This window comes from Candidatus Parvarchaeota archaeon (assembly GCA_016866895.1).
Lineage (GTDB): Archaea > Micrarchaeota > Micrarchaeia > Anstonellales > VGKX01 > VGKX01.
This window is the reverse complement of record VGKX01000004.1, coordinates 1-20,556: the sequence shown is the minus strand read 5'-3', so window position 1 is coordinate 20,556 and position 20,556 is coordinate 1. Positions and strand designations below refer to the sequence as shown.

Annotated in this window: 28 protein-coding genes and 1 tRNA gene; 14 read left to right on the top strand and 15 right to left on the bottom strand. The window is 46.8% G+C overall.

Annotated features, from left to right (window positions below; translation table 11 throughout):
- The 8 genes from FJZ26_00455 to FJZ26_00420 form a co-directional block, all read right to left on the bottom strand.
- Window positions 1–517 (bottom strand): S1 RNA-binding domain-containing protein (locus tag FJZ26_00455; protein ID MBM3228880.1); only part of this gene is annotated, 517 nt, incomplete at its 3' end.
- Between the two features lie 43 nt (window positions 518–560).
- Complete coding sequence (locus FJZ26_00450; GenBank protein ID MBM3228879.1) at window positions 561–722, bottom strand: 30S ribosomal protein S27e; 162 nt, start codon at window positions 720–722, stop codon at window positions 561–563.
- 65 nt (window positions 723–787) lie between these two features.
- Window positions 788–1,072, bottom strand: a complete 285-nt coding sequence (locus FJZ26_00445) for a 50S ribosomal protein L44e (GenBank protein ID MBM3228878.1) — start codon at window positions 1,070–1,072, stop codon at window positions 788–790.
- 71 nt (window positions 1,073–1,143) lie between these two features.
- Window positions 1,144–1,695, bottom strand: a complete 552-nt coding sequence (locus FJZ26_00440; GenBank protein ID MBM3228877.1) for a DNA replication complex GINS family protein — start codon at window positions 1,693–1,695, stop codon at window positions 1,144–1,146.
- A 59-nt stretch (window positions 1,696–1,754) separates the two neighbouring features.
- Entirely contained in the window at window positions 1,755–2,936 is a 1,182-nt protein-coding gene (priS, locus tag FJZ26_00435) for a DNA primase catalytic subunit PriS (GenBank protein MBM3228876.1), read from the bottom strand.
- On the bottom strand, window positions 2,887–3,972 hold the full coding sequence (locus tag FJZ26_00430) for a hypothetical protein (protein MBM3228875.1): 1,086 nt from the start codon (window positions 3,970–3,972) through the stop codon (window positions 2,887–2,889). The genes priS and FJZ26_00430 overlap by 50 nt, the downstream gene beginning before the upstream one ends.
- Window positions 3,884–4,576, bottom strand: a complete 693-nt coding sequence (locus FJZ26_00425; protein MBM3228874.1) for a hypothetical protein — start codon at window positions 4,574–4,576, stop codon at window positions 3,884–3,886. Before FJZ26_00425 ends, FJZ26_00430 begins: the two co-directional genes overlap by 89 nt.
- Window positions 4,577–4,636: 60 nt before the next feature.
- Entirely contained in the window at window positions 4,637–5,008 is a 372-nt protein-coding gene (locus FJZ26_00420; GenBank protein MBM3228873.1) for a hypothetical protein, read from the bottom strand.
- Between the two features lie 101 nt (window positions 5,009–5,109).
- On the opposite strand from FJZ26_00420, the gene FJZ26_00415 reads away from it, so the two are divergent.
- Window positions 5,110–5,394 (top strand): hypothetical protein, encoded by a 285-nt coding sequence (locus FJZ26_00415; GenBank protein ID MBM3228872.1) that lies wholly within the window; start codon window positions 5,110–5,112, stop codon window positions 5,392–5,394.
- A 23-nt stretch (window positions 5,395–5,417) separates the two neighbouring features.
- On the opposite strand, the gene FJZ26_00410 is transcribed toward FJZ26_00415, so the two are convergent.
- Window positions 5,418–6,443 (bottom strand): deoxyhypusine synthase, encoded by a 1,026-nt coding sequence (locus FJZ26_00410; protein ID MBM3228871.1) that lies wholly within the window; start codon window positions 6,441–6,443, stop codon window positions 5,418–5,420.
- Window positions 6,444–6,452: 9 nt separating this feature from the next.
- Complete coding sequence (locus FJZ26_00405; protein MBM3228870.1) at window positions 6,453–7,364, bottom strand: NAD(P)H-hydrate dehydratase; 912 nt, start codon at window positions 7,362–7,364, stop codon at window positions 6,453–6,455.
- A 409-nt stretch (window positions 7,365–7,773) separates the two neighbouring features.
- On the opposite strand from FJZ26_00405, the gene FJZ26_00400 reads away from it, so the two are divergent.
- Window positions 7,774–8,022 carry a hypothetical protein gene (locus FJZ26_00400; protein ID MBM3228869.1) on the top strand — a complete coding sequence of 83 codons (249 nt, stop codon included), beginning with the start codon at window positions 7,774–7,776 and terminating at the stop codon, window positions 8,020–8,022.
- 9 nt (window positions 8,023–8,031) lie between these two features.
- Window positions 8,032–8,292 carry a hypothetical protein gene (locus tag FJZ26_00395; GenBank protein ID MBM3228868.1) on the top strand — a complete coding sequence of 87 codons (261 nt, stop codon included), beginning with the start codon at window positions 8,032–8,034 and terminating at the stop codon, window positions 8,290–8,292.
- A gap of 68 nt (window positions 8,293–8,360) precedes the next feature.
- Here the strand turns inward: FJZ26_00395 and pyrF are convergent, their stop codons facing one another.
- From pyrF to FJZ26_00370, 5 genes are all read right to left on the bottom strand, one after another.
- Window positions 8,361–9,224 carry an orotidine-5'-phosphate decarboxylase gene (gene pyrF / locus FJZ26_00390; protein ID MBM3228867.1) on the bottom strand — a complete coding sequence of 288 codons (864 nt, stop codon included), beginning with the start codon at window positions 9,222–9,224 and terminating at the stop codon, window positions 8,361–8,363.
- Between the two features lie 28 nt (window positions 9,225–9,252).
- Complete coding sequence (pyrE, locus tag FJZ26_00385; protein ID MBM3228866.1) at window positions 9,253–9,981, bottom strand: orotate phosphoribosyltransferase; 729 nt, start codon at window positions 9,979–9,981, stop codon at window positions 9,253–9,255.
- Window positions 9,982–10,018: 37 nt separating this feature from the next.
- A complete protein-coding gene (locus tag FJZ26_00380; GenBank protein ID MBM3228865.1) occupies window positions 10,019–10,663 on the bottom strand; it encodes a hypothetical protein in 645 nt (214 codons plus the stop codon).
- Window positions 10,664–10,728: 65 nt separating this feature from the next.
- A tRNA-Pro gene (locus tag FJZ26_00375) sits at window positions 10,729–10,801 on the bottom strand.
- Between the two features lie 258 nt (window positions 10,802–11,059).
- Entirely contained in the window at window positions 11,060–11,746 is a 687-nt protein-coding gene (locus tag FJZ26_00370) for a queuosine precursor transporter (protein ID MBM3228864.1), read from the bottom strand.
- A 150-nt stretch (window positions 11,747–11,896) separates the two neighbouring features.
- Between FJZ26_00370 and FJZ26_00365 the strand changes: the two genes are divergently transcribed.
- The 11 genes from FJZ26_00365 to FJZ26_00315 form a co-directional block, all read left to right on the top strand.
- The gene (locus tag FJZ26_00365; GenBank protein ID MBM3228863.1) at window positions 11,897–12,349 is read left to right on the top strand and encodes an Lrp/AsnC family transcriptional regulator; all 453 of its coding nucleotides are present in this window, start codon (window positions 11,897–11,899) and stop codon (window positions 12,347–12,349) included.
- Window positions 12,350–12,512: 163 nt separating this feature from the next.
- Entirely contained in the window at window positions 12,513–13,382 is an 870-nt protein-coding gene (locus tag FJZ26_00360; protein ID MBM3228862.1) for a hypothetical protein, read from the top strand.
- A 40-nt stretch (window positions 13,383–13,422) separates the two neighbouring features.
- Window positions 13,423–14,166: a class I SAM-dependent methyltransferase gene (locus tag FJZ26_00355; protein MBM3228861.1), complete on the top strand. Its 744-nt coding sequence runs from the start codon at window positions 13,423–13,425 to the stop codon at window positions 14,164–14,166.
- A gap of 238 nt (window positions 14,167–14,404) precedes the next feature.
- Entirely contained in the window at window positions 14,405–14,569 is a 165-nt protein-coding gene (gene lysW, locus FJZ26_00350; protein MBM3228860.1) for a lysine biosynthesis protein LysW, read from the top strand.
- Between the two features lie 23 nt (window positions 14,570–14,592).
- On the top strand, window positions 14,593–15,462 hold the full coding sequence (gene lysX, locus FJZ26_00345) for a lysine biosynthesis protein LysX (protein ID MBM3228859.1): 870 nt from the start codon (window positions 14,593–14,595) through the stop codon (window positions 15,460–15,462).
- 174 nt (window positions 15,463–15,636) lie between these two features.
- Window positions 15,637–15,801: a lysine biosynthesis protein LysW gene (gene lysW, locus FJZ26_00340; GenBank protein MBM3228858.1), complete on the top strand. Its 165-nt coding sequence runs from the start codon at window positions 15,637–15,639 to the stop codon at window positions 15,799–15,801.
- A gap of 164 nt (window positions 15,802–15,965) precedes the next feature.
- Window positions 15,966–16,847, top strand: coding sequence for a lysine biosynthesis protein LysX (gene lysX / locus FJZ26_00335; protein ID MBM3228857.1), 882 nt, complete (start codon window positions 15,966–15,968; stop codon window positions 16,845–16,847).
- Window positions 16,848–16,912: 65 nt separating this feature from the next.
- Window positions 16,913–17,956 carry an N-acetyl-gamma-glutamyl-phosphate reductase gene (locus tag FJZ26_00330; GenBank protein MBM3228856.1) on the top strand — a complete coding sequence of 348 codons (1,044 nt, stop codon included), beginning with the start codon at window positions 16,913–16,915 and terminating at the stop codon, window positions 17,954–17,956.
- Between the two features lie 11 nt (window positions 17,957–17,967).
- Window positions 17,968–18,861 (top strand): [LysW]-aminoadipate kinase, encoded by an 894-nt coding sequence (locus FJZ26_00325; GenBank protein ID MBM3228855.1) that lies wholly within the window; start codon window positions 17,968–17,970, stop codon window positions 18,859–18,861.
- A gap of 99 nt (window positions 18,862–18,960) precedes the next feature.
- Window positions 18,961–20,298 carry an aspartate aminotransferase family protein gene (locus tag FJZ26_00320; protein MBM3228854.1) on the top strand — a complete coding sequence of 446 codons (1,338 nt, stop codon included), beginning with the start codon at window positions 18,961–18,963 and terminating at the stop codon, window positions 20,296–20,298.
- 69 nt (window positions 20,299–20,367) lie between these two features.
- On the top strand, window positions 20,368–20,556 hold a 189-nt coding region (locus tag FJZ26_00315; protein MBM3228853.1), incomplete at its 3' end, for an acetylornithine deacetylase.

Below are 20,556 nucleotides of genomic sequence, written 5' to 3'. Positions count from 1 at the left end.
GCTTGATGTTTTTCTGTGCAATGCCAAGCAGTGCCTTTGCAAGCCCGCGGTCAAGCTTCAGGTCTTTTATGGCCTCCTCGCCGCTTACGGAAATTTCCTCAAGCGCATCAAACATGTCTCCATACTTTGAGAGTATTTTGGTTTTTGCAGCCAAAACTTCCGAAGGGCTTATCTTGGACTGTGCAACGGCCACTTCAAACAGCTTGTCGGCCCTGCGCGTGCGCTTGACCATTTCAAGCTTCCTTTTGCGCTCGGCTTCTGACACGCGCTTTAGGGACAGGTCAATCTGGTTTTTTTCAGGCACAAGCTGGTAGATTTTTGCCACGACCTTCTGGCCCTCGTGCAAAAACTCATGAATATTTTTTATCCATCTTGGGGCGACTTCGGATATGTGGACAAAGGCCTCCCTGTTGCCATATTCCTCAAGGGCGCAAAACGCGCCGTAGGGCATTATTTTTTTGATTACCGCAAGCACAAGCTCGTCCTGCTCCGGCATCTGGTTTTGCGCATCAGCCATTTCTACCAATCCTTAGGGCATTTGCCTGCCATTTCTGGCAAGCCTACATGACTTTGACAATCTTGCCGCCTACTATGCGCACCCTGGCGCCAGTCGGCTTTGCAATCAGGCTTCCGCAAACAAGGCAGTTGACTTCGCTTGTTGCGTTCCCAAAGATGTTCTGCTCGTTCCCGCATTCGCACTTTACCCTCAAAAACTTGCTCATACCATCATTCTCCGATTTTGCAACAATCAATTTTTTTCAAGCTTGCTGTCCCCACTAAATTTTGTTCAGGAGCTACTTGTCTCAAGCTTCTTTTTTGTCCTTGTGCCTATTGTTCTTTCAACCTTCTTTTTGCAAACAACGCACTCAAGCACGACTTTCTGGCGCTTGCCCTGCTTTTTGACCGTTTTTTCCCCAGCGCGCTTTCCGCCGTGGCCCTTGAGCTTTCGCTCGTGCTTCCTGTTCCCTATGGCCATCGACCTCGCCCTGCCTTTTGCAGCAAGCCTGGCCTTGTGGGCAGTGTGCTTTTTGCAGTGGGGGCAATACGTATTCACTTCCTTTGGAAATTCCATCTTATCACCGTTAAAGTTTGTACCATCGTCTCTTTCACACGCCTCAAGGAGCACACGCGCATGTGCCTTGCCTAGAGAACTTGCGCATACTTGCCTTTCACCAAGCCCGAACTTTCGCTTTCTGGAACCGCAGTCTCGTCCCCGGGCTTGTAAGGGCCGTAAATGTTATTGTCCAATCCCCTAAAAGCAGGCACTTCTTTCAGAAATCTAATCTTTTTAAACCCACTGTGGCCCCCTGCGGCCCCCTCTTCGCTTACTATTGTAGTCTCCTCGTCCACTTCTGCTTCAAACCTTTTCTTCCCCTCGTCAAGAATGCCGACTATCCTGTCAAAAAGCTCATGCTCCTCAACTGTCATGCCGGCAGCGTCCTGGTGCGAATTTGACCTAAGTGCCTTGAAAAGTATCTTCTGCTGGCGCATTGAGTATATATCCTTAACTATTTTCCTGGTGTTTTCGTATTCCCTTATCTCCATGATGCTGTGGCTTTTTGCAAGCATCTCTTTTTTCTGCAAGAGCATCAGCCCTACCTTATCGTAGAAATCGTGCTCAAGTGCGACAATTGCGGCAGTCGCCTTTTCCTCCTGCTGCAGCCTTCGCAGCTCAGAATACGTCAGCTCCACCATAACCGCCCAACCGCTCCAACAGCACAAACAACAGTTTCCAAGGCCTAAAATTTCCACATTCATCTTATTAAACTGCACGCCTTTTTGCAAAGAAGATAGACCGCCCCTGCCTGGCACAGTGTTTTCCTTTCTCCCTGGGCAATCGGGCCAATTTTCCCACCTGCCATTGCAATCGGCGGTATTGCCTCCAGGGCAATGATTTCAACCTCCCCGTCATTAAAGGCAACCGCATCCGCCATCGGGTCAAATTCTCCAATCCTTTCCAGCCCAACGCTTCGTGCCGCAAGCCCGCTTCCACCGTGAATGGAATCTGGCAGGCGTATCAGCTTGCTTGTGTCAAGGGTGACATTCACGTCAGTCTGGCTTCCAAGGCAAACAGCAATCTCACTTTTTAAGGCCTCAATCCCCCGTGACATCTCTGCAGCATGGGCTGCATCACTGTAAATCCCGTTTTCCATGCCCCTGCGCAGGCTTTCAAGGTTTTTTTGGGTGTGCTTTTTCCCAAACATCCTCCATACTCCACTATCCCCTGCCTCAAGCCTTTTTTTTATCTCCCGCGCTATTTTGCCACCAAACCCGCCCTGCGTTATTTTAGGGCCGCAAAACACCTTGTTTTTCTGGCTGTCCCCTTTGAAGAAAAACGATTCCATGTCCAGACCGGTTCCCGATATATAATCAACGATTTCCCGTCGCTCCTCCCGGCCAAGCCTGACAAACCTGTCGTCCCTCACATGCACATGGTAGCCGCGCCCTCCTGAAAAGTTGATGCTGATTTTGCTTTTTTCAACTCCAAAATCATCAATCAGAAACTCCTCAACAAGCCTTACTGTCTGGCCCTTTATGTCCTCAAGGCACTTTTCGCATGTAAACTTGCCGCAGCTGTGGGCAGGCGCATCAAGGTCAAATATCAAGTCGGCTCCAAGCCAGTTTTTCTTTGCCATCGGCCTTGCGTCCGGAAATTCGTAGTATGCAGCCGAATAGGAAACATAAAACGGCGCAATCCTGCAAAGCGCCTGCTGCATTTCCTGCACAGTCTTGAACCACATGTGCCGCGTCTCAATCTTCTTTTCAGGGCTTCCAAATCCAAACTCCCTTGAGCCTGCCTGGGGAATCTCAATCCTGGCACTCCGATAATAACCGGCTATCAGCCCTTTCAAATATTCTATGTGTGAAACCTGCACCATTGCAAAATCAGTCTCCCTTCCCACTTTCCTCCTCATGCTGCCTAATGTTCCTTCCATGCACCCTCAAGTCGAATTTAAGCGGGTTGAAGCACCTGCAGCTTGCAATGCAGATGCCCCAGCTGTCCATCGAGGCGCAGGAAGGCATCCTGTATGCCTTGGACCTGACATGCTCCACCTGATATCTCGTTGTCTGCTCGTTAAAGTCCGGGGCAGTTGTGAAAAGCTTCACTATATCCTCTGTTGTAACCCCTGCGCTGACAAGATAGACTGCAAGGGCCCACCTTGAAGTGTGCGGAACATTTACCGAGGCTGCCAGGTCGGAAATTATCTTTTTTATGCAAGGGGGATAGTTCCCGATTGGTATTTTTACAACCTCCACCTGCTGGACTGGCAGAAGTTTCTTCAGCTTTTGCGCCAACCTGACAATCTGCTGCGGAAACTCCCCTCTGACAGGCATGCCTGACTCAATCCTCTTCCGTATTGCCTCTTCAAGCACCCTTGTTAGCCGCTCCCTTTTCAGGCCTGAAACAAAGCCGTGCGCCACATCCTGTCTGACAAGCCTGTAGTCGGCTGTCTTTGGGCAAAACCTCACATAGTCATGCAGTGGCATCCTGAAGCTCTCATGCCCTTTGGAATAGGTTCCCGATGCAGGGCCTTGGGCTTCAAAACCAACCCCCAAATCAACTGCAACCACCCGCAAATTCTCGTCGCTTTCATAGTCAAGGTAGCCCCTGGCCCTCTTTGACTCTGCAACCGCAAGCCTGTTAATGTAATACCTGTTTGCAAGGGTGCTTACAATCATCCTGCATATTGTGTATGCTGCAAGCTCGCCAACAACAACAGATTCAAGACCGCCAGGGGCAAACTTGGGTATCTCCCCCCTCTCTCCGATTGCCGCCAATGCCCTTTTTGCGCCTGCCTCAAGATACAAGTCTGAAAAGCCTATGTTTTTACTGGAGGCAAACTGCTTTGAGTCAGACAAGAAGGGGTATTTTGCATGCATCTCAATTTCCATACAAACCAGCAATTTTTCCAAGCGCCTTTCGCATTCTGTCCAGCGGCTTTCCGGCCGCTGCGTATGCAAGCCCCGCATATCCGCAGTCAAATGCCGCAATGAATGCAATGCTTGCAAGCCCTATGCCGCCAAAAATCCCAACGCCAGGGTTTAGGTATTCCACCGCTGCAACCGCAAGCGCGCATGCCTCCAGAACAACCCTTTGCTTTGCTATTGCCTTTATCTCATCAGCATATGCGCCGGCTGCAAAAAGAATGAATAAAATAATGTTGAAGCTCAAACCCCCGCCTTGCGGCCAAAAATATGCTGCCGCAAAAGCAAACGACACAACCCCTGCCCAGTGTTCAGTCCTGTCAATCTTTCCTGCAAGCAGGGAGCCTGCAATTGCAGCCATGTAAATTGTGGCGGCATCGGTTTTTGCAGCCACAAGCCCCAAAATCACCCCCCATGCGCAGCCTACTAGCGCGATGTTGAGCCTCCAGGGAATCTCAAAGCCGAATTTTTTCAGCGCTGCAAGCCATTTTTTGCCCTTGGGGCTATCCAGCATATGGTCTGCTGCCTTGACAAATGCCCCAGCTACTGCTGCGGCGGCAAGATAGACGAAATTTTGTGCAAAAAAACTGGCAAGCATGAAATCCCCTGCTGCTGAAAGCAGAATGCAGCCCCCTCTCCCTGCCTTCAATTTGCCTGCGCAGGCTTAAATAAGTAGCAAATCGGTTTTCCAGCTAGCCGCACTCAAAACTCAATCAGATTCGGCAGGCTTTGTCTTTTTAGCGCTTGCTTTAACTGCAATCTTTTCTTCATCCAACATTGCTGCCTGCTTTACAAGCTGTATTTCTATTGCCTTGAGCTGCTTTACCACCGGTTCGCTTTCGTTAAGCTGGTACAACTTTGCCCTTCCGACAACCCTTGTCAGTTTCACAATCCTGTGCTTTTCAAGCTCCTCCCAATAGTTAAATAGCGTAGCCCAGCTGATGTTTGCCCCCTTCGCTATCTCCGTTTTCGTGAAATCTCGGAGCCTGTTTTCAAGCAGGAAATCAATCACTCTGAAATTCGGCTTGTCGCCAAAGAAATCCAAAAACACGGATTTGCTCTCAGAAAAAGTGTTCGTCATGGGAGTTGCCTCGTATATATGTTTAAACATCAATATTTAAAAACTTTTACATCAATATATTAAAACTTGCATATTATTACTATTATCATGTAGTTTATTAAATGGTTGAAAAATCTTTCTCAAGAGAACAAGCCAGGGCCCACATCCTCCACAAACTTGCCCGCCACAGGAATTGGGGCGCAAAACACACACCTCTGTTATACGCGCGCTCGGGGCTTCCAAAAGAATTCCTGGACAAATCTGAAGACCTTGCAAAAGAGCTTGCAAACGAAGGATTTTTGACGTGGCTGAAAAAGACAAACAAGATTCACATATCACTAAATTCTGCAAGGAAAAAGGAAATAATTGAGCTTATTGAAAGATACTTTGGCAAGCAAATCTGGTAGTGCTAAAACAAGGAACTAGCGGTCTAAACTATCTTGTGCATCAAAAGAGGCAGGTTTATCGTCGCATCCCCGTAGACATAAGCATGCGTGGCCTTTTCCTTTATTTTCCCCCAGCTTATGGCCTCGCGCGTCTTTGCCCCGCTCATTGAGCCGTCCCACTCTGCTGCAGTGGTAAGGTAAATCGCATAATCAAGCCCGCCTCGCATTATGTTGACCCCGATTATATGGTGCTTTGAAATCCCGCCGCCAAGAACTATCGCAGCAGTCTTATCTGCATTGAGCGTGATGTCTGCAAGGGCCTTCATGTCCTTTGTGACATCAATGCCAAAGCCCCTGTTCCTCTGCTTGTAAAAATAGGTCTGCAAGCCAATTGCCCCGTCGGTAATTCCGGGGCAGAACACTGGAATGTTATTTTCAAAGGCGCAAACAAGAAATGAATTATCTCTATGCTTGCCACCGCTTCCTCCAGAATTCATTTTGCCCTTTCCCACCTTACTACTTCCGCCAAGCTTTTCAGCCAGGTATCCCCCAGCTTCATGCGTAAATTCGCTTGGGGAAATCATGTTGCCATATTTCTTTACAGCATTGCCGGTAATTTCTCCAAATAGTTTTTCAAAAAGAACGTACCTGTCGTTTGGCACAAGTATGTTGCCAATCCTGTTTATCCCTTTCTTGTGAAGCGCGGCATCGTCAAGTTCAAAGTCACCGCGCAGATACGGCTTGAAGCACTTTATCATATCGTGCTCTATTGCCCCAGGCGTAGTGACTACAGCATCCACAAGCCCAGAGCCCACAAGCCTTGCAATGTAGCCGCGCATGCCAGATGCCACAAGATTTGCAGTAAAACCTAGATAAACCGCAAACTCTTCTTTGGCAGCAGCCCGTTTGCCTCCTCCTAACTTTGTAGCGACAATTTGCCTGAGCACACTTCTTGCCTGCCCAAGCTCGCCTGCCTGAAAGCCTGCATTTGCGGCGTTTTCCAGAAAATCGTCAAGGTTTGACACATCTTCAATATTCTCATTCATGCTCCCACGTTCCCTTTTTCGCATCCCCTTGCTTTAATCCTTTGCCTGCCTTGTGCCATGCATTGTGCAAGACAGGGCAAATGGCAGCTCGCCTGCCAAATCCGAGGCATTGAAGTTCGCCCCCATGATTTTTGCAAGCATGTCGCCTGCAAGGCCGTTAAGGTAGGCGGCTGCGCATGCCGCAGAATATAAGTCTGTTTTGCACGCCAGGGCCGCAACCAATCCAGCAAGCACATCGCCAGTTCCGCCTTTTGTCATGCCGGGGTTGCCGGTAAAGTTAAGCTTGACATTTCCTTGAAAATCAAAAATACAATCAAAGCCAGGAGTCTTAAGCAGAATATTGCAGGAATGTTTTCTAGCCAGTCTTCTTCCAGCTTCAATCCCGCCATTCCCGGCCCCTGCGCTTACCGCAATTCCAAATACTCTCTCAAACTCCACTGAATGCGGCATAAGCAAGACACCTGGGTGCAAGTAAGGCAAAACATATGGATAAAGCGCCCCTGCATCCAAAACCAGCCTTTTCCTGTATTTTTTTGTTTTTTTAAGCAAGGCAGTCGTAAGTTTTCTTGTCTCTTGCGTGTTTTCCATGCCGTTTCCAACAAGGACGCAGTCAGCCCACCTGACATGCCGCTCAATCTCTTTTTTGCCAATGCCAATGAATTCAAACAATTTTGGCTTGATCTTGTTTGCAATTTCAATATTGCTATTTTTGCCACCCTCGCCTTTACCACTTGGCGAGTAAAAGAAAATAAGGTCGCAAAAGCGGCTTGCCCCACTCATTGCAAGCAAGGGGGCGCCATGATATTTTCTGCTTCCCCCGACAACCAGAAGCACGCCGTTTTGCCCCTTGTGGCTGGATGAAGTTGGGGCAAACGCCCTGATGCCGCCTAAATCGGAGCCGGAAGTCCTGGGGTATTTTTTCAAGGCTGCTAAAACAGGGCGCATGTTCTAGCTAATAAAAAAAGAGGTAAATAAAGCAGAGCCCTGCCGGACAAATTTAACTGCAATACTGTTATCCTCTCATTATTGTCGTGCCAGGCACCCAACTTAACTCCTCTCATTTATGGGTGCCACTAAGTCTAATACAATTTCCTGTTTTCCTTTTCCGTCAAAAGAAGCCTTTCATTGTAACTATTCTTTTGCGCCCGCTTTTTGCACAATTTCTGCACACAATTTAAGAGGAAATAGTTATGCTAATTTTGCTTGTACCTCTGTTTGCTTGCAGGTTATTTGTATCCACTTTTCCAGCCGCAACTTTTCCTTCAATTCTCTTAATCTATTCCTTCAAACCAGTCCTTCAAACCAGTAGTCATGTATTATAAATATAGCATTCAATATATCATCCAGTGATAATATGAATGTAAATATTGGAGATTACTACGAGATGAAGCTTCGCCGCATTATAGCACGCGGCGTGGCTGCAAACAAAACCGAAGCCCTGCGCATGGCCGTCAATGCCTTTGAGCAGCAGCTAAAAGACGAGGAGGAAACCCTTGTACTTGCAAAGCTTCAGGAAGAGGACAAGCATCTTGACAGGGGCAAGGCAATAACACTTGACCAGCTGCTAAAAGAGAACAAGATGAACAGAAAAGACTTAAAATGAGGCTTGAGCATGTACGCAGTATCTGTTCTCCCTGCAGCCAGAAAGGAATTTTCTGCTTTGGATGGCTCGGTGAAGGAAATTTTCCGCAAGCACCTGATAAAACTCGAAACCCATCCTCCGCAGCACTTTCTCAAAGGCGGAAAAAGATATGCAATGGAGGAAGTTGGGCAGGGCCGCATTGCCTGCGAGGTAATTGGGGATACAATTTCTATACTCCACTTTTTTGCAACCCACAAAGAATACGAAAAGTGGTACAGGAATCTGGGCTAGTTTTTCTAAGTGAGAAAAGGTATAAAAAACAGGCCTGACATTCAAGGCATTGTCTTGTCCATCAAACCTTATATTGCCCCTATCTCCTGGTTCAGCCTGCCAATCTCCTTTAGTGCGCAGCCCACATAATCCGTGCTTCCATACTTCTGGTACGCATAGGTTATGCCGCTGGACGAGTTTATCCGATGCAGCGGCAATGTTTCCCTCCACACGGTTCTAAGTATCTTGGCAGTGTCTGCTGCGCTGCCACCCTGCGCCCCAACTCCGGGTATCAGAAGCGGCAATTTCTTGTGCGAGTCGTAAAACTGCCATATAATAGTCTCTAGCTCGTCAATATAGGTTGCCCCAAAGACCGCACCCACTCCATCCACGTGCCATTTTTCCATTTTTGATGCAACATGGGCAAATACCTGCTTTCCATTGTCGAGCACCATTGACTGCAAATCATGGGAGCCGGAGTTGGAGGTCTTGCAAAGAATGTAAACCCCGCGCCCCTGCTTGCATCTTTCAATGAACGGCATCACGCTGTCCTCTCCCATGTAAGGGGAAACCGTAGTCGCATCCGCATTCCAAAAATCAAACACTTCCTTTGCATACGCCTCACTTGACCTGCCAATATCCCCGCGCTTTCCGTCAAAAATTATCGGCACCTTGCCCTTGTACCTGTCAATCAGCGCCTTAAGCGCCCGCAGGCCGTCAAAACCATATTGGGCAAAATAGGCATAGTTGGGTTTTATTGCCCCAATTGATGCGCCTGCCAAAACCTGCTGCTCGCAAAGTGCGGCATCAACAATCTCTGAAAAAAAGCCCACAATCCTTTCTTCCCTGCCAGCAACTGAAGGGGGCAATTTCTCAAGAATCGGGTCAAGCCCAAGGCACACAATGCTCCTGTTTGCCTTTGCACAATCCGCCAAAAACTCAATATATCCCATTACACCGCCAGTCAAATTCTGTATTCAGTCAAACCCCGTATTTTTCCTTGTATCTTTTGTAGTTTTCATAATCAGTGTCGCTTACTGCTATTTTTCCATCGATAACCTTGTTGTGCAGGTAATCAAAAATTTCGTCTGCATTGACTATTGCGTGCACCGGGACCTTAGCCTTCCCCTCAAACTCCCTTATGGCGCTTTTGCCCTCATCGTTTTTCTCCAGCCTGTCAACTGCGATTATCACTGCCTTTACCTTGGCTTTTGCCGTGCTTTTCAATTGCGCAACCGCCTCTTCTTTTGTTCCGCCAGTTGTAAACACATCATCAAGCAGAACTATCCTAGAGCCGTCGGTTATTTTGCTTCCAACATATACTCCCTTATCTCCATGTTCTTTTGCTTCTTTGCGGTTAAAGCACCAACCTTTTGCAATCCCAAATTCTTTATGGTATGCAATCGAAGCTGCAACCGCCAGGGGTATGCCTTTGTAAGCAGGTCCAAAAAACAAGTCAAACTTATCCACTAAAACATCATTTGTTTTTCTGGCAAAAGCAAGGCCTAGTTGATATGAGGCATTGCCGTCATTGAAAAGCGAGGCGTTGAAAAAATAGGGCGAAACACGGCCTGATTTGAGCGTAAACTCCCCGAATTGGAGTGCGCGGCACCCAAAAAGAAACTCTATGAACTCCTGCTTGTACGCTTCCACACAAATCTTATTGGCAGCAAATATTAATAAGCAGATTTTCTTGCAAGCCAGACACAGGTTTTCTTACAACCCAATAACAGGTTTTTCCCTATTCTTATTTCTTTTCCTTGAGCTTCTTGATTTCCTCGTTTAGTTTAATTTGCCGTTTGTTGGCCCACACAGCATAGCCTAAAAGCGTTATTGCCATGCCAAGAAGCAAGCTTGTACTGGCAATATATATGCTCCAAAAATCATCTATCAGTTTTTGCTTTTGCAATGCCGAGTCCGCGGCGGCTTTCCCAAGCTTTGCCGAGTCGGGATTAGCAAGGCCATTACTTTCATCCCCCTTTTTCTCAGCCGCCTTTTGGGAAAGATAAATTTTCAGCTCCTGGCCTGTCATTACCTCGTTTGGGTTTGTGGAGTCAAGCGGCAACATAATGCCTCCCGCAGGTGCAAAGGTTGGCTTTGCTTTATTTTCCCTGTGGCCGATTCCAACGCTTCTTGCAGCTGCATCTTCCTTTTTGGAACTGTCCTGCATGATTGATTCCACTTCAACCCCATTTCCGCCTTTCATGGCAGCAAACTTCGCTCTTCGTGCCATAATTATCCTGTTCTTGTTGCTTTCACTAATTGTGGCTACCACTTTCCTTGCGCCAAACTCAACCGGCTTCTCCGAGAACTTGGCGATGAAATAATTTACAGTGAAAGCTGCAGCTACTGTAAATATTACGGCTTTCAGTGCGGTGGCTGGTCTTGGCATATAAACACGTTAAGACAATTTTCACAACAAGACTTTATAATTCTTTTTCCTCTTTTTTGGCGCAATGGGGGGACCGAGATTTGAACTCGGATCACCAGGTCCCAAACCTGGCAGCATACCAGGTTAGCCCATCCCCCCACCATAAGGGGAACATAGTTAGTCACTTGCTCCCCTTGAGGTCTTCATCCCTGCCATAAGGGAACCAAGCATATCAAATGCTCCCTTAAGGCTTTCAACCCTTTAGTAAATCACCAGCAACTAAAATAACTGCTAATTTTTCAGCTTCAAGGAACGACTACCATAAGGGAACTCGTGATGAAACTAACGCTCCCCTAATCCTTTCACTAAAATTGCCAACTTAAGTTAAAAAAAGCATTGTGGGAGCCAAAGTCCCGCCTAGTCGTCCTTTTTCAGCCAGCCAATCGCCCAGTAGACAAGCGGCGTGTGCAGCATGTTTGCAAACACCTTGTAGAGCCACCAGGGCACTGAGATGGAGATAATGAATTCAAGGGGAAAGCCTGCAACGCCATAGAACGCAAGCAGCATGAAAATTATGGTGTCAACAAACTCGCCAACCACGTTAGAGATTGTTGTCACAAGCCAGATTTTCTTCCCTTTATACTTTTCCCACAAATCGTGGAAAACATTTATGTCAACAACGTGTGAAATCCAGTAGGCAACAAGGCTTGCAATCATTATCCTTCCTGAAATCGCATAAAGGGCCTGATACTCCTTTTCATATGCAAACCTTGCAGCAGCGGGTGCAGTTAGGGAAATAAATGTGAATATGGCCATAATTACAATTGCAACAAGCCCGATGTTGATTATGTTCTTAGCCTCCTTTTTGCCGTATACAACACCGACAGCATCGATAATAACAAATGTCAGCGGGTATGTCAGGATGGCAACAGAAAATATCAATCCGAACTTAAGGGCAAGCCCAAACAGTGTAAATGATATTGTTGGCCCGCCTAAATCGGTGACCTTCAGTCCAATGGTGTTTGCCGCAATTAAGCAGGTCACAAAAAATGCGTAACACAAATCCAATTTTTGCCGTTTTGTAAATTTTGGTAGAAATTCCATGCAATTAATCTGCCAAAAATATTCTTAAACCCAGTTGGCAAGAAATTTTGTGCGGTTGTTTTTTCTATAAATGTTGTACTAATGCTTTTTTAGCAGTATCTATTCAAATATTTTACGAAATACGAATAATAAAGAAGAAATAAGAAATAACTGCAAGCAAACCCGATTGCAATACTGGTGGTTCATACGGACGAAACAGACAAAAAACTCCTTGAGCTTCTAAAGCGCGACTCAATCTCAACAAATGCTGTTCTTGGAAAAGCTGTCGCCCTCTCTGAAGGCGCTGTTCGAAAGCGCATTGAGGCAATGAAAAAAAGCGGCGTGATAAGCCGCTTTACAATAGACGTTCGCGGGGCAGGCGCTGCCGTTCGCGCACTTGCATTCATCACACTTGAGCCGCATGCATCAAACGTGCAGCTATGCAAGAAAATATCTGCAATGCAAGGCGTTGACAATGTCTGGGAGACAATCGGGGTGAAAGACATCTGCGTCGTGCTCTCCTCATTTACAATGGACGAGCTCAACTCCGAGCTCGATACAATTAGGGGCCTTGCAGGGGTTGCCACAACGGAAACATTCGTGATTTCAAAAGAGTGGCTGTAAAAACAAAAAAGATATGAAACGGTTATATATTTAACTTACCGCAAAATACAACATGTGTCTGCCAAACAGTCTTGCAGTGGAAACACACAAGTCCACCCCCTCTGGTAAACACGCAGTAACAAACGTATTTCAGACCATTCTAGAAAGACGCGCAGCCTTGCCAGTGCAAAGACATTGCTTTATTGGCGGGCTTTTCCTGCCTGAGCATCTTGAGAAAGACGCAAGAAGGCTTATCCGGCTTGCACACGGCACCACCGATGGCCTGGCACTTACTTCAAAACTTGTCAATGTTGATTCGGGGGCTGTCAAATCTGCGGCTGACCTGATTGAGCTTGTTGAACCTTTTTCCCAGTCGCTTGTCATAAACCGTGTTGTTGTGTCTGCCTGTGAAAACTGTCCTCAGTTGGCATCGGAGATTTTTGACCTTGCCAAAACCATGCTTGAGCTTCTTCCCCAAGGAAGGCTTGTGGCGGTTTGCGACAGCTTCACGCTTCTTTGCAAAAGCAAGTCAGTCAGGGAAGGCCAAGTGGCATTACTCAAGGAGGCTTTTGAGAAAATCATGCCTTCAAGGAGAATGGGCTTTGCGCTCCACGGTGTAAGCGAGTTATTCAAACAAGGTGGGTTTGAAAGCAGGGAGCTTGAAAAAATCCTGGACCGCATTGTGGCAAACCTCAACTCAGGGCGCGAGGGATTTTTGCCCCCCGAAGCCCTCTCCACCATCTCATGTGGCTATTTCCACCAAACCTGCAGCGCGACAAAGAATTATTTCCTGCGGGCGCTAGAAGCTGGGACTTTGGTCAAGACAACCGCTTTCATTAGCGGCAGTCAAAAGACAATTTATGTAAAGGGTTACTGGTCAGAATCCGGGAACGTGCTTGGGTTTGAGCCCGAGTCAAACAGTGTGTATGCACTTCTAATCAGCGGCGGGGAAATAACTGATACAAGATTCAATTGGGAGTACAGCGACAAAACGCTACAGTGGAGAATTTTCGAACTTGAAAATCAATGCGCCAGTCTCCGGCACCAGATTTAGTCAATGCTAGTTTTATATATTTTTTAACAGTAATTACAACATGACAAGCTCACAACTGGAATTACTAAGGCCAAGTACGTTCATATACAAGCACAGTAGCGGGCTACAAATCACAAGCGGACTGTTTTCAAACAAGCGTGCCAATGCGTTTTATAAGGAGAGCCCCTATGGGAATACCTTCAGCTGGAAGAACATGGCACTAATGAAGAAGCGCAGCCAAAAGCTTCGGTTATTTATCGACGAACACAAACACAAAATCACTTCGCCAATACTCGAAGCAGGCCCGTGCCTGCACCCTCTTGCAACACCTTCCGATTTCCCAGGCTCAAGGATTTTCTACTGGGAAAAAGACCCATACATCATTATGGCGCTATCCGCGCAGTTTGGAAAAACAATAAATATTGTCAACATTGACTTTTCATCTGCATCTGTAAAGCAGGTCCAAAAACTGCACAAGAGGCGATTTGAGAAGTTGGGTCTTGGCCAAGTCTCATTTGGTGCCATTATCGCCTCACAGGTGCTAAATTACATTGACTACAAAAAATTTCTTTCGCTTGCACGGGCTCTTCTCAACCCAGGCGGGCTTCTTTTTCTCAACAACGGGAAAAACACGGGCATTTACAAGCTGTTTTCATCCAAAAGGCCAAAAACCACACTTGAAATCCCTACTTACCTTGAGGCAATAGGGTTTGAGGTGGTGGATTGGCAAATCGAGCAGGCTTACAAAAAAGGAAAAAAAGGCGCAGACGGAAGCTTCATCACCCTTGTTGCAAGGAAAATTTGAATATTCCTCTTTTGTTGCCTGTCTTTGTTTTCCATAATTTTTTCGCATTTTTGCTTTCGCCAATCGCCGAACTAATGCCTTTTTAGCACTGCCACGTGCAGTTTTATCACCTTTTGGGAAAAGTTATAAACAAAAACTGATTATCAAGCAGCGTTGGGCTTATTCGACTCCACGCCCAAATGTTGCCGATACATCAAGTTTATTGTCGGAAAAAGAATTGTTGGAGAGGAGATTTGCTATGGTCGAATGCACGGAATGCGCATCACAAATAACCCTAAAAGAGGGCACCGAGGTTGGGGAGATAATCACATGCCCCGATTGCGGAACAAAACTTGAGGTCAAATCCGTCTCTCCTCCAAGCCTTGCAAAGGCTCCGGAGGTGCAGGAGGACTGGGGCGAGTAAGAAATTGTTTAGGTGCTTGCGCTATGGAACTTGGCATGGTTTATACAATAATCACGGCTGAAAACAAGCTTCTTCTTGAAGAAGGCAAAAAACAGGGCGTTGAGTTTGCCCGATACAATGATTCCGAGCTTTTAATGCCAGTCACTGATGTTAGTGTTGCCAAAAACAAAAGCGCCTTGCCTGAAATGGTCCTGCAAAGGTCAAGCTCTTTTACAAGGACTCTCTATACAACGCTTTTTTTTGAGGCGGCAGGAAGCAGGGTTGTCAATTCGCTACGCACACAGCAGATTTGCGGCGACAAGGCATATTCATCCGCACTGCTTGCAAAGGCGGGTGTTGCCACCCCAAGAACGTTTGTCTCCTGCTCAAAGGAATCTGCAATGCAGGCAATCGACTCACTTGGCTACCCTTGCGTCATCAAGCCAACAATTGGCTCTTGGGCAAGAATGGTGAATCGGATTAATGACCGTGATGCGGCTGAGGCAATACTTGAGTCCCGGGAGGTGCTTGGCGGCCCATGGCAGCAAATATACTACCTTCAGGAGCACATTGACAAGCCTGGCCGTGACATTCGCGCCTTTGTAGTCGGCGATGAAGTTATTGCGGCAATCTATCGCATCTCAACTGAAAAATCGGGCTGGCTGACCAATACGGGAAGGGGCGGCAGGGCTGAAAACTGCCCTGTCACAGGCCAGATGCGCGAGATAATACTGCGTGCAGTTTCGATTGTTGACAAGGGAATCTATGGTGTTGACTTGATGGAGTCAAAGGAAGGGGGTTTTGTCGTGCATGAGATAAACCACACAACCGAGTTTCGAAATTCCATCACGCCAACAGGCGTCAACATACCCGGCAAGATGATCGAGTGGCTAAAAAAAGAGGCGAAAAGCTAACCGCTCATCGCGCGAATCTTTGTGCGTGCGCGCACAACCGAGGTGAACTTCAAGGTTTTGTTTCAATTGCAACAGTTTGTTTTATTTTTGTTGTCCTGCGCACGCAATGTTTATAAGCAAGACAAGGTGCACAAATCCCATCCTTTCTAAAATGGATGGGATGAGGGATAACAAATGACCGAATGCATAGAATGTGCGGGAAACCTGACAATTGGAACGCAACCAATGCTTGGCGAAATCATATCATGCTGCGACTGCGGCACTAAAATGGAAGTAAGGTCCGTAACTCCACTCAAGCTTGAGTCTGCTCCGCAGGTTGACGAGGACTGGGGCGAGTAGGAACGGCTGCGGCTTTTCGCAGTTATCTTATTTTGCCATCCACTGCCTTTATTTTTATCTTCTATTTTTTGCAATTCGCCGCAAGCAAACAAATGGTTTTAACGCGGCAGTGCATGACCGGCGGCATGGCAACATGCTTCTGGCTGTATAAGGGTTGATTGACAATGGCAAAATTCGGACTTATCTACACAATAATCACAGCGGAGAACCGCATGTTGCTTGAGGAAGGAAAAAAAGCAGGCATTGAGCTTGAGCCAATGTGCGACACTGATTTTGTCCTGCCCATAACGGGGCAAGAAGGCAGCGAATCACCAACGGGCTGTGCACAGAAAGCCCTGGACATCATTCTCCAGCGCTCAAGCTCATACTACCGTTCACTCTACTCCACAATGCATTTTGGGGCACAGGGAAGCCAAATTGTCAATTCCCTGAAAAGCCAGCTTGTTTGCGGCGACAAGGCACACACTTCAATACTTCTTGCAAAAAACGGCATTCCAACCCCAAAAACATATCTCGCCTATTCTCCGGAGTCTGCGCAAAAAGCCATCGGGGAACTTGGCTACCCGTGCGTGATAAAGCCCACTATTGGCTCGTGGGGCAGGCTTGTAAGCAGGTTAAACGACAAGGATTCTGCCGAGGCGGTAATTGAGTCGCGCGAGGTGCTTGGCAATGCGCAAAACCGCATCTACTATCTTCAGAAGCACATTGAAAAGCCGGGGAGGGATATTCGCGCAGTTGTTGTAGGGAAGGAGGTGCTTTACACGATTTATCGAAAATCGGCAAACGGCTCACAATTCATAACCAACACAAGTTCAGGCGGCGTGGCGCAAAAGTTCCAAATAACCTCTGAGCTTGAGGAGCTTGTTCTCAAGGCAGTTTCTATTGTTGATGATGGAATCTATGGTGTTGATCTGATGGAGTCAAAGGAAGGCGGTTTTGTTGTGCATGAAATCAATCATAATATAGATTTTCGCAATTCAATGGAAATTGGGGGAGTCAATGTTGCAGAAAAAATTGTGCAGTGGCTCAAATCCCAGGCTAAATAGTATATATAAAAAAGCCAATCAACTCCCAATACCTATTATCAAACTGGTGATTTCATATGGAAAAAATACGCGCATCAATTATTGGCGCGTCAGGTTATACTGGCGGCGAGCTTTTGCGCCTGGCCCTGATGCACCCGCAAATCGAGCTTGTGCAGGTGACTTCGGAGAGATTTGCAGGCACTGCAGTCACAAAACTCAATCCAAATCTTCGCGGTTTCACGCAACTTGCATTCACCCCTGTCAAGGAATTGAAAACCGATGTTGACACGATTTTTATCTGCACACCCCACAAAACCGCTTCGCCTTATGTCAAACAGTTTATGGAAACTGGCGCAAAAATCATTGATTTGTCTGCAGATTTTCGCCTTAAAAACAAGGACGTTTATGCCAAATACTACGGCGTGCACCCAAACCCCGAACTGCTGCCAAAATCAGTATACGGCATTCCCGAGCTTCACCGCGAGGAAATAAAAAAAGCAAAACTTGTGGCTTGCGCCGGCTGCCTTGCAACCTCGGCGATACTTGCACTAGCCCCTCTTGTAAAAAACAAGATAATACTGCCGGAGGGAATTATCGCAGACTCAAAAATCGGCTCGTCAGCAGGCGGCGCCGGCTTTGACATATCAACGCATCACCCTGAAAGGTCCGGTACTGTGCGCTCCTACAAGCCATCAAAGCATAGGCATACTGCTGAAATAGAGCAGGAGCTTTCTGCAATAGCAGGCGCGCCAATTTCAGTTGGCCTCACGCCGCATGCAGTTGAAATGGTGAGGGGCATACTCACCACAATACACGCAAGGCTTGCAGGCAAAACCGCAGATGTGGATGTTTGGAAGGCTTACCGCTCATTTTACTCGGGCTCGTCATTTGTAAGGCTTGTCAAAGACAAGGAAACGCTTTACAGATATCCTGAGCCAAAGCCAGTTGTGGGCTCCAATTTTGTTGACATTGGCTTTGAGCTTGATGAGGAAAAAGGCAGGATAATTGGGATGAGCGCCATTGATAATCTTGTCAAGGGAAGTGGCGGGCAGGCAATCCAGTGTTTTAATCTAATGAATGGTTTGGATGAGAAAACAGGCTTGTGGCAGCCGGGCTTCCACCCACTTTAGAAAAATAGGTTATGATCATGGCGGAAAAAATTGTAGCTGAAAACTCAATGGCTGGAAATATGCCGGCTGGAACAAAGCTTGATCAAAAACCAATTGTTGTTGTCAAGATAGGCGGCAGCATTGCAAGCAACCCAGGCTTTATTGCAAAAGACATTGCAGCATTGCAATCAAAATACTCTATTGTTATTGTGCATGGCGGAAGCGCCCAGATCAATTCGCTTTGCAAAAAACTTGGCATAACCCCGCAGTTTCTCACATCGCCTGGCGGCTTCAAATCCCGCTACACAAATCAGAAAGTCATTGAAGTTTTTGTGCTAGCCCTTGCCGGAGAGGTGAGTGCTAATGTGGTGCTTGCGCTTCAAAAAGAAGGCATTAATGCTGTAGGGCTTTCTGGTTTTGATGGAAAGCTGACTCTTGCAAGGCAAAAAGTTGTCACTTCAGTTGATGAATCAGGCAAGCAGAAAATTATCCGAGACGACTACACGGGCAAAATCGAGAAAATCAATGGCTCTCTTTTGCACACGCTTTTGTCACAAGGCTATGCTCCTGTTGTTGCTGCACTTGCAATGGGCGAGGCATGCCAGCCGCTCAACGTTGATGGCGACAGGCTTGCTGCAATGGTTGGCGTGGAACTGCATGCTGATATTTTCATTTCACTAACCGATGTGGATGGCTATTACAAAAATTTCCCAAACGATTTGGTTCAAACTCTCAATCGCGAAGAGCTTGCATCTGCAATTGAAAATGCCGGCGGGGGCAAGGCAAGCGGCGGCATGAAAAAGAAATTATTTGCGTGCGCAGAGGCTCTTGACGGCGGTGTTGAGGAAGTGATAATAGGGAACGGCACAGTTGAAACCCCTATCAGCAAACTGCTTTTGGGGGCAGGAACACACTGCAGGAAATAATCAAATTGAAGGCAAAAAGCACCAGTCAGAATATCTAAATTGTAATATGTTTAATAGAAACAGAAACAGAAATTGTGCTTATCCAAAGTGGTGTATAAAATGGAATTGACAAGCGATGAAATAATACTGGGGGAAAAAGCCGCAGAGCTTTCCTGCTACAACAAACGTCCCTTTGTCGCGCAGAAGGGTGAAGGGGTTTATCTTTACGATAAATCAGGGAAAAGATACATTGATTGTGTCATGGGGCACGGTGTTGGAGTCATTGGCCACTGCCACCCAAAAGTTTCAAATGCAATTGCTCAGCAGGCAAAAACCCTTGTCTGCTGCCCGGAAGTATTTCCAAACCATCAGAGAATGGAATTTGAGCAGGAACTATTGTCAGTTGCACCTGGGGAGAAGCTGCGTTCTGGAAAAGTTTTCTTGTGCAACTCGGGTACCGAAGCAATGGAAGCAGCACTAAAACTTGCCCGCGCATTTACAAAGAAAAAAGGGTTTGTCTGTGCAATGAATGCTTTTCATGGCAGGACAACAGGCTCCCTTGCCCTCACATTCAACCCAAAATACCGCGAGCCATTCGAGCCTTTAATAGGTCCAGTAAAGCGCGTGCGTTTTGGCGACATTGCAAGCCTTGAGGCTGCATTTGCACAAGCAACCGAACAGACAAACCAAGCAAGCCAACCATACCAGACCAGACAAAAAATCCTGACAAGTCAAACAGACCAGGAAAGCCAGGCAATCCAAGAAAGCCAAAAATATCAGACAAGCAGCCATGATATTCAAATCAACTCCAATATTGCAAGCCACGATATTGCCGCTGTTGTGCTTGAGCCAATCCAAGGAGAGGGAGGCGTCAGGCCTCCGCCTGCAGGTTACTTTAAGGCAGTGCGGGAGATTTGCGACAAGTGGGGCACGCTTCTAATAATAGATGAAATCCAGACTGGATTTGGCAGGAGCGGAAAAATGTTTGCAATTGAGCATTTTGACTGCCAGGCTGACATTGTCTGCATGGCAAAAGGCATAGCAGGCGGAGTGCCTTGCGGAGCCATAATTGCAAGACAGGGTATTGACTTTGCACCGCAGCAGCACGGGTCGACATTTGGCGGAAACCCTTTGGCAGCTTCTGCGGGAATTGCATCGCTTGCGGCAATAAAGGACGAGAAAATGTGCGAAAATGCTGGCACAGTTGGCAAATATTTTCTTGAGCGGCTAAAAGAATTTGAAACTTCCAAGAAACTGGTCAGGGAAGTTCGCGGAAAGGGGCTGATGGTTGCAATAGAGCTCAAAAAGCCTTCAAAAGAATACCTCTCAAAGCTCATTGGGGAAGGCGTGCTTGCTTTGCCTGCAGGAGATATGGTATTAAGGTTCCTTCCGCCTTTGATAATAACCAAAGAGCAGGTGGATGAGGTAGTTGCGGCGCTAGACAGGGTGCTAGAATAAATTCTTGAAAAAGTTTTTGATTTAAGTTCTTGATTGAATTTTTGATTGAAATATTTGGAGTTTATATTTATGGACCATATCGAATTTCTTGACAAACTGGTGCAGACTCCCAGCCCAAGCTTCAAGGAACAGGAAGTTGCAAAGCTTTGTGAAGAATATCTCAAGCAATTTCCATTCGAGAAAGTTTGGATTGATGAAGTTGGAAATTCGGTCGCCACAAACTACAAGCCAACCAAAGGGGTAAACCCGGATTTGCTC

Bases quoted from the DNA above. Each gene is read 5' to 3' on its own strand.
- FJZ26_00450 (MBM3228879.1), bottom strand. From the start codon at position 722: ATGAGCAAGTTTTTGAGGGTAAAGTGCGAATGCGGGAACGAGCAGAAC.
- FJZ26_00445 (MBM3228878.1), bottom strand. From the start codon at position 1,072: ATGGAATTTCCAAAGGAAGTGAATACGTATTGCCCCCACTGCAAAAAG.
- FJZ26_00440 (MBM3228877.1), bottom strand. From the start codon at position 1,695: ATGGTGGAGCTGACGTATTCTGAGCTGCGAAGGCTGCAGCAGGAGGAA.
- priS (MBM3228876.1), bottom strand. From the start codon at position 2,936: ATGGAAGGAACATTAGGCAGCATGAGGAGGAAAGTGGGAAGGGAGACT.
- FJZ26_00430 (MBM3228875.1), bottom strand. From the start codon at position 3,972: ATGCGGGGCTTGCATACGCAGCGGCCGGAAAGCCGCTGGACAGAATGC.
- FJZ26_00420 (MBM3228873.1), bottom strand. From the start codon at position 5,008: ATGACGAACACTTTTTCTGAGAGCAAATCCGTGTTTTTGGATTTCTTT.
- FJZ26_00415 (MBM3228872.1), top strand. From the start codon at position 5,110: ATGGTTGAAAAATCTTTCTCAAGAGAACAAGCCAGGGCCCACATCCTC.
- FJZ26_00410 (MBM3228871.1), bottom strand. From the start codon at position 6,443: ATGCGAAAAAGGGAACGTGGGAGCATGAATGAGAATATTGAAGATGTG.
- FJZ26_00405 (MBM3228870.1), bottom strand. From the start codon at position 7,364: ATGCGCCCTGTTTTAGCAGCCTTGAAAAAATACCCCAGGACTTCCGGC.
- FJZ26_00400 (MBM3228869.1), top strand. From the start codon at position 7,774: ATGAATGTAAATATTGGAGATTACTACGAGATGAAGCTTCGCCGCATT.
- FJZ26_00395 (MBM3228868.1), top strand. From the start codon at position 8,032: ATGTACGCAGTATCTGTTCTCCCTGCAGCCAGAAAGGAATTTTCTGCT.
- pyrF (MBM3228867.1), bottom strand. From the start codon at position 9,224: ATGGGATATATTGAGTTTTTGGCGGATTGTGCAAAGGCAAACAGGAGC.
- FJZ26_00380 (MBM3228865.1), bottom strand. From the start codon at position 10,663: ATGCCAAGACCAGCCACCGCACTGAAAGCCGTAATATTTACAGTAGCT.
- FJZ26_00370 (MBM3228864.1), bottom strand. From the start codon at position 11,746: ATGGAATTTCTACCAAAATTTACAAAACGGCAAAAATTGGATTTGTGT.
- FJZ26_00355 (MBM3228861.1), top strand. From the start codon at position 13,423: ATGACAAGCTCACAACTGGAATTACTAAGGCCAAGTACGTTCATATAC.
- lysW (MBM3228860.1), top strand. From the start codon at position 14,405: ATGGTCGAATGCACGGAATGCGCATCACAAATAACCCTAAAAGAGGGC.
- lysX (MBM3228859.1), top strand. From the start codon at position 14,593: ATGGAACTTGGCATGGTTTATACAATAATCACGGCTGAAAACAAGCTT.
- lysW (MBM3228858.1), top strand. From the start codon at position 15,637: ATGACCGAATGCATAGAATGTGCGGGAAACCTGACAATTGGAACGCAA.
- lysX (MBM3228857.1), top strand. From the start codon at position 15,966: ATGGCAAAATTCGGACTTATCTACACAATAATCACAGCGGAGAACCGC.
- FJZ26_00325 (MBM3228855.1), top strand. From the start codon at position 17,968: ATGATCATGGCGGAAAAAATTGTAGCTGAAAACTCAATGGCTGGAAAT.
- FJZ26_00320 (MBM3228854.1), top strand. From the start codon at position 18,961: ATGGAATTGACAAGCGATGAAATAATACTGGGGGAAAAAGCCGCAGAG.